We start from the raw sequence: 9,880 nt of genomic DNA, 5'->3' as shown, positions 1-9,880 counted from the left end.
CCACTGAAGGAATTTACATTCTGCAGTGTGGAGATCCAGCTGGAGACGGCAGTGGAGGTCCAGGATATTCCTACGGTCCCGTCGAGAATGCTCCTGCGGACAATGTGTATCCTGCAGGAACCATCGCAATGGCTCGCCAGGGCGGCAACGGAAATTCCATGGGTAGCCAGTTCTTCATTGTGTACGAAGACAGCACCATCCCAAGCGATGCTGCAGGTGGATACACCGTCATCGGACACATCACCAGCGGTTTACCTGAACTGATTGCCCAGGTCACCAGCCAGGGCACCTCTAACGGTTCTTCAGATGGTGCTCCAAAAGTCCCCGTGACATTGAAGAGCGTCTCCGTAAAGTAGCAGTCTCCACAACGGGAAGCCTTGCTCTAGGCTTGAGGCTGGTTGTTCCCTATCCCAACGAGGTGGATTGTTATGTCTGAAAAGACAACGGCGCGTGTCGACGAAGCCGGCCATGTGTATGTCGTCGAAGCTGATGGCGAGCGTCTGATCGGTCAGTATGCCGACGTCACTCCCGAAGAGGCTCTGGCTTTCTTCGAGCGTAAGTTCAACGACACCAACTCAGCACTAGTTCTTCTCGAACAGCGTGCAAAGCGTGGCGCTCCTGCTTCTGAAATCAGTGAGAGTGCCAAGAAGATTGCCGAGCAGGTTGAAGCACGCAACGGTATTGGCAACTACACCGCACTTGCAGAGCGTCTTGACAAGCTTGTCGCTTCACTGAGCGAACTCAGCGAGGCTGAGAAAGAAAAGAACGCAGCAGCAGTTGAGGAATCCCGACTAGCCCGCGTTGCCATCGTGGAACAGATTGAAGCGCTCGCCGCAACCGACCCTGCCAAAATTCAGTGGAAGACCACCACAGCCAAGGTTGATGAACTCTTTGCTGCATGGCAGGCCGCTCAAAAGGGTGGACCTCGTCTATCGAAGTCTGAGTCCAATGAACTGTGGAAGCGTTTCCGCGATGCACGTCAGAAGCTAGATCAGCACCGTCGTGCCTTCTTCGCAGAACTCGATTCCAAGAACAAGGGCGCAAAGTCCGCCAAGGAAGAGCTGATTTCCAAGGCAGAGGCTCTCCTTTCACAAGGCACTAATGGTGTTGCCGCATACCGTGCATTGTTAGATCAGTGGAAGCTTGCACCACGTGCAGGTAAAAAGATTGATGATGCCCTCTGGGCTCGCTTCAAGGCCGCCGGTGACGCTCTCTACGCGGCCAAGAAAGAGCAGGACGAAGTAGAGGATGCTTCCTACGCAGGAAACCTCGAGGTTAAGCTCGCCATTCTGGCAGAAGCTGAAACTTTTCTCGAGGCAACTGACCGCGTCGATGCACGCGCCAAGCTCAACGCGCTTCAGAAGAAGTGGGATGCTGCGGGCAAGGTTCCTCGCGCACAACTCAAGCCAACTGAAGAGCGCATGCGCAAGGTCGAACAGGCCGTGCGCAAACTCGAAGATAACCACTGGAATGCGTCAAACCCAGAAAAGCAAGCTCGTTCTGAAGGCTTAGCTGGACAGATTGAAGAAAAGATCGAGAAGCTCGAAGCGGAACTTGCAGCTGCAAAGTCAGCTAAGGATTCCAAGAAAGCCACAGAGCTTGAGGAAGCAATCAAGACTCAAAAGGAATGGCTTGCTGTCCTGAAGTAGATTGTCCACACATTTGTGAGTTCCTTTACTCACCGAGTGGTCCATGATGCACGATGTGCGCATGGACCACTTTTCGTTAACTTCTCACTTCTCCCCCGCCGAACTGTCAGCATTGCGCTTATCCGGTGAAATTAATCAAGATCACGATTTCTGGGATGAGGTACAGAACTGGAGGACTCGTAGTAGGAAAATCCTCCAACAAGAACGTCACCCGGTTGTCCTCACCGGCATATCTGCTGTGTGGGCATTGGGCTTGTGCAAAGAACCGAACAAACACACCGCTTCAACCGTGACAGTTCGACGTATACGAAGGGCTGTTCATCACAATCTGGATATTGAAGAACGAACACTTGCTTCAACTGATGTGTGGCTGGAAAGCACGAGTGGGATCACCAGTCCGCTCAGGACCATTATTGACCTTCTAAGGTCGGGACATGTGAACGACCAACTAGTACAAGGACTGTGTAGGAATGTAATGAGTGCTTATGAAATTTCACAGGAAACAGTTCTCAGGAGACTCAACAACATGATTTCCGTGCCGAACAAACGGACGGCACTCAGAAGAGCACAAGAGTTAAATATTTAGCCCTCGGATACGCGATAGACGTCATAGACGGCATCAATGCGACGAACGGCGTTGAGAACGCGATCCAGGTGCATCACGTCACTCATTTCGAAGACGAAACGACTCAATGCCAACCGGTCCTGAGACGTACTCACCGTGGCAGACAAGATGTTCACGTGGTGTTCGGACAAGACCCGTGTCACATCAGAGAGAAGTCCTGAGCGGTCCAGTGCTTCGATCTGAATTTGAACAAGGAACACACTCTTGGATGAGGGAGACCATTCAACCTCGATCATGCGCTCAGGTTCGTTGAGCATATTCGCCACATTGTGACAGCTCGTCTGGTGAACAGATACCCCTTGACCACGTGTAACAAAGCCAGAAATTGCATCTCCGGGAACTGGAGTACAACACTTGGCCAACTTCACCAGGATGTCGGGAGCACCTCGAACGAGAACGCCAGAATCGCTGTGAAGTAGAGGCTTTGAAGGTCCACGAGAGGGAAGAACAAACTCAACTTCTTCAGTGTCACCATCTTCGTGAATGCTCGCAAGAATCTTCTCAATAACCGATTGAGTCGAGACGTGACCTTCTCCCACAGCTGCATAGAGCATGGAGACATCTTCATAGCGAAGGTTGCTGGCAACTTCAGCCAAAGAATCTTGAGTCATCAACTTCTGCAATGGCAGGTTCTGCTTGCGCATTGCCCGAGCAATAGCGTCCTTGCCCTGCTCAATGGCTTCGTCGCGCCGTTCCTTCGTGAACCATTGCTTGATCTTGTTGCGTGTGCGCGTACTTTGAACGAAGTTCAACCAGTCTTGACTGGGACCTGCGTCTGGATTCTTTGAGGTGAGAACCTCAATGACATCGCCGCTGGAGAGTTTGCTCTCGAGTGGAACGAGTCGTCCGTTGACCTTGGCACCCATGGTTCGGTGGCCGATTTCGGTGTGAACCGCGTAAGCAAAGTCGATAGGAGTTGCACCAGAAGGCAAACCGATAACGCGTCCCTTAGGCGTAAAGACGTAAACCTCTTTGGCACCGATTTCAAAACGAAGGGAATCGAGGAACTCCCCTGGGTCTTCGGTTTCTGCTTGCCAGTCAGAAATATGCGCCAACCACGCCATATCTGTGTCCTGAACCGCAACAGGGTCAACACTCTTACCGCTATTCATGCGGTCTTTGTACATCCAGTGTGCAGCAACACCGAATTCAGCACGGTGATGCATCTCAGGAGTACGAATCTGGATTTCAACGGGACGACCTGATGGACCCATCACTGTCGTGTGAAGGGATTGATACAGGTTGAACTTAGGTGTTGCGATGTAATCCTTGAAACGACCTGGAATGGGATTCCAGCGTGCGTGGATGGAACCCAAGATGCCGTAACAGTCTCGGACGCTGTTCACAATGACGCGGATACCAACGAGGTCATAGATTTCATCGAACTCGCGACCGCGAAGGACCATCTTTTGATAGATCGAGTAGAACTGCTTGGGCCGACCCTTGACCTCACCGCGAATACGAGCATCCTTGAGGTCGTTTTCAACATCCTTGATAACGGATTGAACAAACGACTCACGTTGAGGAGTGCGCTGTGCAACAAGATTTTCAATCTCTTGATAAATCTTGGGGTGCAGAACAGCAAAAGAAAGATCTTCCAGTTCCCACTTGAGGGTCTGGATACCCAATCGGTGGGCAAGCGGGGTGTAAATCTCGAGTGTCTCACGTGCTTTGCGCTGAGCTGACTCCACCGGCATGAAGCCCCAGGTGCGCGCGTTGTGGAGGCGGTCAGCAAGTTTGATAACGAGGACACGAATGTCTTTCGACATCGCGACAATCATCTTGCGAACAGTCTCAGCCTGTGCACTATCTCCGTATTTAACCTTGTCGAGTTTGGTCACGCCGTCTACCAGCATGGCAACTTCAGCACCGAATTGCGCTCGACATTGTTCCAACGTGTAGTCGGTGTCTTCCACTGTGTCATGCAGCAGGGCAGCAATGATTGTCTTGGGGCCAATACCTAGTTCAGCAAGAATCTGAGCAACAGCAATGGGGTGAGTGATGTATGGCTCACCTGAGCGCCTCTTTTGACCTTCGTGGGCCTTGAGTGCAACCTCGTGAGCTTCCTCAAGCTGAACAAAATCAGCACGTGGGTGATGCTGACGGACTGTCTTGAGAAGCTTTTCAAAACCATCGGCAGGCTGTGCACGACTGAATATTCGTGGCACGAGGCGACGTAGTGACGTTGAACCCGTTGTATCAACCATGTCGCCTCCTCGAGGTTTCCATTATGACGGGCTTATCTGCAATTAAGCAGAGACAGGCTCTGAAGCCGCGTCAGCCTTGCCTTGGGCAGCCAATGCCTTCTTATCGCTTTTACGAATCTCGGGCTCATTGGAACGAATCTGAGCGTAGAGAGGCGTTGCAAGGAAGATGGTGGAGTAGGTTCCCACGATGATTCCGATGAGCAATGCAAGTGAAATGTCTCGGAGCGTTCCTGCACCAAGAACGAAGGCACCAATAAACAGAATCGATGCCACCGGAAGTGCAGCAACAACTGAGGTGTTGATCGAACGAACCAGAGTTTGGTTCACGGCCAAGTTCACCTGCTGAGCAAAAGTGAAGCCAGCTTCCCTGGTGGAACCGCTCGTGTTTTCACGAATCTTGTCGAAGACAACAACCGTGTCATAGAGGGAGTATCCAAGAATGGTCAGCAGACCAATAACAGCACCTGGCGTAACCTCAAATCCGGAAATGCCGTAAATACCGGCAGTGATCACCAAGTCGTGAAGCAATGCGATGATTGCCACGAGAGACATCTTCCAGGTGCGGAAGTAAATGGCCATGACAAGTGCTGCCAGCACAAGGAAGACCAACAGACCTCTAATTGCCTGGGCTGTAATGTCCTGCCCCCAGCTGGCGCCAATATACGAACTGGTGACGTTCTCAACAGGTACTGAATAAGCCTGAGCCAAAACATTTCGGATTTCACGAGTTTGTGTATCCGTCAGCTGTTCGGTCTGAACACGAACACTGGCATCACCCAGACGAGAAACTTTAGGAACCGTGTTGGGATCTACAGCCTGAACTGCATTCGTAGCCAAGGTCTGAGAGGTGTCCGTGACGTTCGAAATAACGAACTCACTACCACCGGTGAACTCGATACCAAAGTTAAAACCGCCACGAAGGATGGGGCCCACAATGCTGATCAGAATCAACACAGCAGAAATCGTGTACCAGAGCTTTCGGCGACCAACAATGTTGATGGAACGTGCACCGGTGTAGAGGTCATTACCGAACTGAGAAAAACTAGCCATTAGTTCTCACCCTTCTCACCGGAGGACTGTTGAGCTTTGCGCTCAGCAATGGTTTGACGCTTGAGGGCTTCTTTTGAAGATTTTGCGAGCTTTCCTGAGGACACAGCTGTCGAAGGCGCAAACTGTGCTCGTCCTCGGTATGCAGCACCCAAAGCCTGTGGATCAAGTCCGGAGAACTTGTGGCCACTTGCAAAGAAATTCGTCTTCGCCAAAAGCTGAAGCATGGGGTGGGTAAAGAGTGAAACAACGAAGAGGTCAACAATCGTTGTCAGACCGAGTGTCAGTGCGAAACCACGCACGTTACCCACAGCGAGGATGAAGAGGACGATTGCCGCAAGGAAATTGACAGCATCCGAGGCAATGATGGTGCGGATAGCGCGCTTCCAGCCCGACTCGACTGCAGATTCAATGCCACGGCCATCACGCAATTCATCACGAATACGTTCGAAGTAGACAATGAAGGAGTCAGCAGTAATACCAATGGCCACAATCAAACCCGCAACACCGGCAAGCGAGAGTCGGTAGCCTTCACGCCAAGACAGGATTGTGACTACGAGGTAAGTCAGAATCGCTGCGACGACCAGAGATGCCACAGTGACTAAACCTAGAGTGCGGTACTGGAACAAGGAATACAGAACCACAAGGAGCAAACCAATGGCACCTGCCAGCAAACCACTCATCAACTGGGTAGAGCCCAGCGTTGCCGAGATAGTGTCCGAAGACTGCACTTGGAAACCAATAGGCAACGCACCATACTTCAACTGGTCAGCAAGAGTCTTGGCGCTGGTCTGGGTAAATCCACCGGTAATTTGAGCGCTGCCGTTAGTAATCGCAGCATTTGTTGCGGGGGCAGTTAGAACCTTGCCATCTAGAACAATGGCGAACTGATTTTGTGAACCAGTTAGGGCGTTGAGGCGTGAGGTAACGTCACCGAAATCTTTAGTTCCTTTGCCATTGAATGCAAGGTCAACTGCCCACTGGCCAGTAGTGGCTCCCGTAGAAGTGGTAACCATGCTTGCACCAGCGTTAGAAATATCAGCACCAGAAACCTCAACCGGCCCCAGGATGTACTTGACAGTGTTGGTGAAGTCACATGTAATCAGTGGCTGGTCTTCAGGTGCTGCATTAGCTACCTGAGCGTTCTCCGAATCGCAATCGAATTGTTCATACTGTGCTTGAAGGGCTGGAGTAACCCAGTTAAGGTCGCTGCCGTTTGAGGGAGAAACCGCGGGAACGGTGGAAAGGTTCGGATCAACAGTTCCCACCGGAACAGGTGTGGCAGTCCCGTCTGCTCCAATCGTTGAAGTAGTTGGAGCGCCAGCTACTAGAACAGCACGGAAATCAAGCTTTGCAGATGCCTCAATGCGCGCCAGGGTTGCGTCGTCCGGAGTACCGGGGATAGAAACAACAATGTTGTTGTTGCCCTGAGTGTTGATTTCTGCCTCAGAAACACCAGCAGCGTCGATGCGCTGGCGAATAATCGAAACCGCCTGAGCCATCTGCTCAGTGGTTACAGTCTGTCCACTCTCCAATTGGGGAGAGAGCACGATCTGAGTACCACCCTCGAGGTCGAGAGCAAGTTTGGGAGCCCATGAACCGCCACCCCAGAGCACACCAGCAGCGTTAATACCTACTAAACCAGCGACAAGTACGAGCAGCCAGGTCAGAGAGCGCAGGGCTTTGCGCGTTGACTGAGACTTAGCCATTACTTTGAGTTTTTAGGCTTACGCTCACCGAACTGTGGGTCGATTTCGAGCTTGCCAGATTCAGCCTCAGGGTTGAGTGCAAGGTTGGTCAGATCTGCACCAATTGCCTCGCCAGCAGAGGGAGTGACAGCAGCAGACTCAACAACACGAGCAATTGCCTGACGGTGAAGCTTGAGGGTGTTCTTGGGAGAGGTCTCGAGAACAACAATGTTCTCTGCCTCATCAATGGACTTGATGGTTCCATAGACACCAAAAGTAGTCATAACGTGAGCGCCAACAACAACCTGGTTCTGCAGTTCAAGAGCAGCCTTTTTACGCTTCTGGCCGTTACGGAACATGAAGAAGACCAGGACAGCCAAAACGGCCATCATGAAGAGTGTCATTGCATCCACGAGAAATCCTTAGTTATTGCTTGGAGTTGGTGAGAAATCACCGCTAATTGAGTATAGGTCACAGAAGTGTGGGGTCATTTGCAGGTGGAGTCAGACCTAAGTGCTTCCAACCTTCCTGAGTGGCGACACGTCCCCGAGGGGTGCGCACAATGAGGCCCTCACGAATGAGGAAAGGTTCGACAACTGCTTCGATTGTTTCAGCGTCTTCACCAATAGAGACAGCTAATGACGAGACTCCAACCGGTCCCCCAGCAAAGCGATTGATCAACACTGTGAGAACTGATCGGTCTAGACGATCGAGTCCTCGAGGATCGACGTCATACAAAGCGAGAGCATTGTTGACAGCATCTATTGCTGACTCTGATGCATGAACTGTCATGTAGTCGCGAACTCGACGGAGTAAGCGATTAGCAATACGTGGGGTTCCACGGCTACGTCCCGCAATTTCAGCAAGCGCAGGTTGCGGAATTTCAAGCCCGAGAAGAGCTGCCGAACGTGTCAACACACGCAACAGTTCCTCTGTTTCGTAGAACTCTAGGTGGCCGGTGAAACCAAAACGGTCACGCAAGGGGTTAGCGAGTAACCCTGTACGAGTGGTGGCGCCAACCAACGTGAATGGTGGAAGTTCGAGTGGAATACTCGAGGCACCCACCCCTTTGCCCACCATGATGTCGATTCGGAAGTCTTCCATCGCGAGGTAAAGCATTTCTTCGGCGGAACGAGCCATGCGGTGAATTTCATCGATGAATAACACTTCACCAGGAACCAAAGAAGACAGCAAGGCGGCCAAGTCCCCCGCGTGTGAAATTGCTGGACCGCTCGACATGCGCAATGCACGTCCCGTTTCATGAGCCACGATCATCGCAAGAGTCGTTTTACCCAACCCAGGAGGGCCAGCCAACAAGATGTGATCGGGGGTTCGACTATCCATCTCGGCAGCTTTGAGCAGCAGATCTAGTTGACCAACGACACGGCGCTGTCCAACAAACTCGTCAAGAGAGGAAGGACGAAGTGCGCCTTCGAAATCGAGCTCTGCCTCGTCGAGAGGCTCTACTGAGGTGATGTCGAACTCGGACATCAACTGTTCCTCGCTAAGGCTGCCAGGGCCTCTTTCAAAACAGATGCTGTGGTTGCGGAAGTAGATGACGTATCCAGGGATTCGACTGCATCTCGCGCGGTCTTTTCATTCCAGCCAAGACCAACTAGTGCTTGAACAACACTGAGCGTAATGGCAGAACTTGCAGGGATTGCTGATGCAACCACATCAGTGTGGGAAAGTGCAGTGAGCTTTCCTGCGAGCTGCACAATAATCAACTTCGCCGTCTTCGGACCTACTCCAGAAACCTTCTTGAACGCCGTGTCATCTTCATTGACAACCGCAGTCAAAATATCTGCTGGAGAGAGTTCAGCCAAGACTGCAAGTGCAGAGCGTGGACCAACACCAGAAACAGAGAGCAGGAGCTCAAAGAGTTCCAGACTTTCAGGATTCTCAAAACCAAAAAGCGTCATGGAATCTTCACGCACAATGAGTGACGTGAGGAATGAGTATTCGTTTCCAACATGAAGTGAACGCTTGTGAGAGGGAGTGATGTTCACTGCATAGCCGACACCGTTCACATCAACGATGCAGGTGTTCTCTCGCACCGATAAGACGGTGCCGCGCAGGGAGGCAATCACCTGCTCAGCTTAAGCGTTGTTAACCGCGTTTCTTGGCCTGACGCTCCGCATCGCGCCAACGCTGCTGTGCAGGAGTGAGTGCGCCCTTGGGCGCAGTTCCCGCTCCCCCACGCCAGGCATTACAGATCGCCAAAGCTAGCGCATCCGTTGCATCAGGAAGCAATTTTCCTTCGGGCAGGGTCAGGAGTCTTCCCACCATGGTGGCCACTTGCACCTTGTTGGCACGGCCCGTTCCAGTGACAGATGCCTTGACCTCACTGGGAGTATGCATATCGACGGGGATGCCGCGCTCGGCAGCTTCCACGAATGCGACAGCACTTGCTTGTGCGGTGCCCATCACGGTGCGGAGATTGTGCTGAGCAAAGACGCGCTCGACAGCTATTCGTTCAGGCTTGAATTCTTCAATCAGCGCAGCAAGTTCGCTTCGGAGTTGAAGCAGTCTTTGTGGCAGTTCAAGATCTTTATCCGTTGTGAGCACCGTGACTGAGACAAGTGACACAGAACGATCAGCGTTGGCATCGATGATGCCAACACCGCAACGGGTAAGCCCCGGATCAACTCCGAGAATGCGCAA

At 52.0% G+C, this 9,880-nt stretch carries 9 protein-coding genes; 2 read left to right on the top strand and 7 right to left on the bottom strand.

Features of this window, described 5'->3' with window-relative positions:
* On the top strand, nt 1–356 hold a 356-nt coding region (locus RR877_RS05790), incomplete at its 5' end, for a peptidylprolyl isomerase (protein WP_332627796.1).
* Between the two features lie 72 nt (nt 357–428).
* The gene (locus tag RR877_RS05785) at nt 429–1,649 is read left to right on the top strand and encodes a DUF349 domain-containing protein (RefSeq protein ID WP_332627795.1); all 1,221 of its coding nucleotides are present in this window, start codon (nt 429–431) and stop codon (nt 1,647–1,649) included.
* A 582-nt stretch (nt 1,650–2,231) separates the two neighbouring features.
* Here RR877_RS05785 and RR877_RS05780 read toward each other — a convergent pair.
* The 7 genes from RR877_RS05780 to ruvC all read right to left on the bottom strand — a co-directional run bounded on the left by RR877_RS05780 (nt 2,232) and on the right by ruvC (nt 9,880).
* Nucleotides 2,232–4,481: a bifunctional (p)ppGpp synthetase/guanosine-3',5'-bis(diphosphate) 3'-pyrophosphohydrolase gene (locus RR877_RS05780; protein ID WP_332618684.1), complete on the bottom strand. Its 2,250-nt coding sequence runs from the start codon at nt 4,479–4,481 to the stop codon at nt 2,232–2,234.
* Between the two features lie 42 nt (nt 4,482–4,523).
* Complete coding sequence (gene secF, locus RR877_RS05775; protein WP_332550409.1) at nt 4,524–5,531, bottom strand: protein translocase subunit SecF; 1,008 nt, start codon at nt 5,529–5,531, stop codon at nt 4,524–4,526.
* Nucleotides 5,531–7,237 (bottom strand): protein translocase subunit SecD, encoded by a 1,707-nt coding sequence (gene secD / locus RR877_RS05770; RefSeq protein WP_332550408.1) that lies wholly within the window; start codon nt 7,235–7,237, stop codon nt 5,531–5,533. Before secD ends, secF begins: the two co-directional genes overlap by 1 nt.
* Complete coding sequence (gene yajC, locus RR877_RS05765; RefSeq protein ID WP_277495081.1) at nt 7,237–7,620, bottom strand: preprotein translocase subunit YajC; 384 nt, start codon at nt 7,618–7,620, stop codon at nt 7,237–7,239. The genes secD and yajC overlap by 1 nt, the downstream gene beginning before the upstream one ends.
* A gap of 67 nt (nt 7,621–7,687) precedes the next feature.
* Nucleotides 7,688–8,707: a Holliday junction branch migration DNA helicase RuvB gene (gene ruvB / locus RR877_RS05760; RefSeq protein WP_280802604.1), complete on the bottom strand. Its 1,020-nt coding sequence runs from the start codon at nt 8,705–8,707 to the stop codon at nt 7,688–7,690.
* Complete coding sequence (ruvA, locus tag RR877_RS05755) at nt 8,707–9,306, bottom strand: Holliday junction branch migration protein RuvA (protein WP_332550407.1); 600 nt, start codon at nt 9,304–9,306, stop codon at nt 8,707–8,709. The genes ruvB and ruvA overlap by 1 nt, the downstream gene beginning before the upstream one ends.
* 19 nt (nt 9,307–9,325) lie before the next feature.
* Nucleotides 9,326–9,880 carry a crossover junction endodeoxyribonuclease RuvC gene (gene ruvC / locus RR877_RS05750; protein ID WP_110233235.1) on the bottom strand — a complete coding sequence of 185 codons (555 nt, stop codon included), beginning with the start codon at nt 9,878–9,880 and terminating at the stop codon, nt 9,326–9,328.

This window comes from Aurantimicrobium sp. (genome assembly GCF_036667855.1).
Classification (GTDB): domain Bacteria; phylum Actinomycetota; class Actinomycetes; order Actinomycetales; family Microbacteriaceae; genus Aurantimicrobium.
The sequence above is the reverse complement of the archived record's forward strand: the minus strand, read 5'-3'. Positions and strand labels throughout refer to the sequence as shown.

What these genes read in the sequence shown, in the direction of transcription:
- RR877_RS05780 (WP_332618684.1), bottom strand. Translation starts at nt 4,481, where the DNA reads ATGGTTGATACAACGGGTTCAACGTCACTACGTCGCCTCGTGCCACGA.
- secD (WP_332550408.1), bottom strand. Translation starts at nt 7,237, where the DNA reads ATGGCTAAGTCTCAGTCAACGCGCAAAGCCCTGCGCTCTCTGACCTGG.
- yajC (WP_277495081.1), bottom strand. Translation starts at nt 7,620, where the DNA reads ATGACACTCTTCATGATGGCCGTTTTGGCTGTCCTGGTCTTCTTCATG.
- RR877_RS05785 (WP_332627795.1), top strand. Translation starts at nt 429, where the DNA reads ATGTCTGAAAAGACAACGGCGCGTGTCGACGAAGCCGGCCATGTGTAT.
- ruvB (WP_280802604.1), bottom strand. Translation starts at nt 8,707, where the DNA reads ATGTCCGAGTTCGACATCACCTCAGTAGAGCCTCTCGACGAGGCAGAG.
- secF (WP_332550409.1), bottom strand. Translation starts at nt 5,531, where the DNA reads ATGGCTAGTTTTTCTCAGTTCGGTAATGACCTCTACACCGGTGCACGT.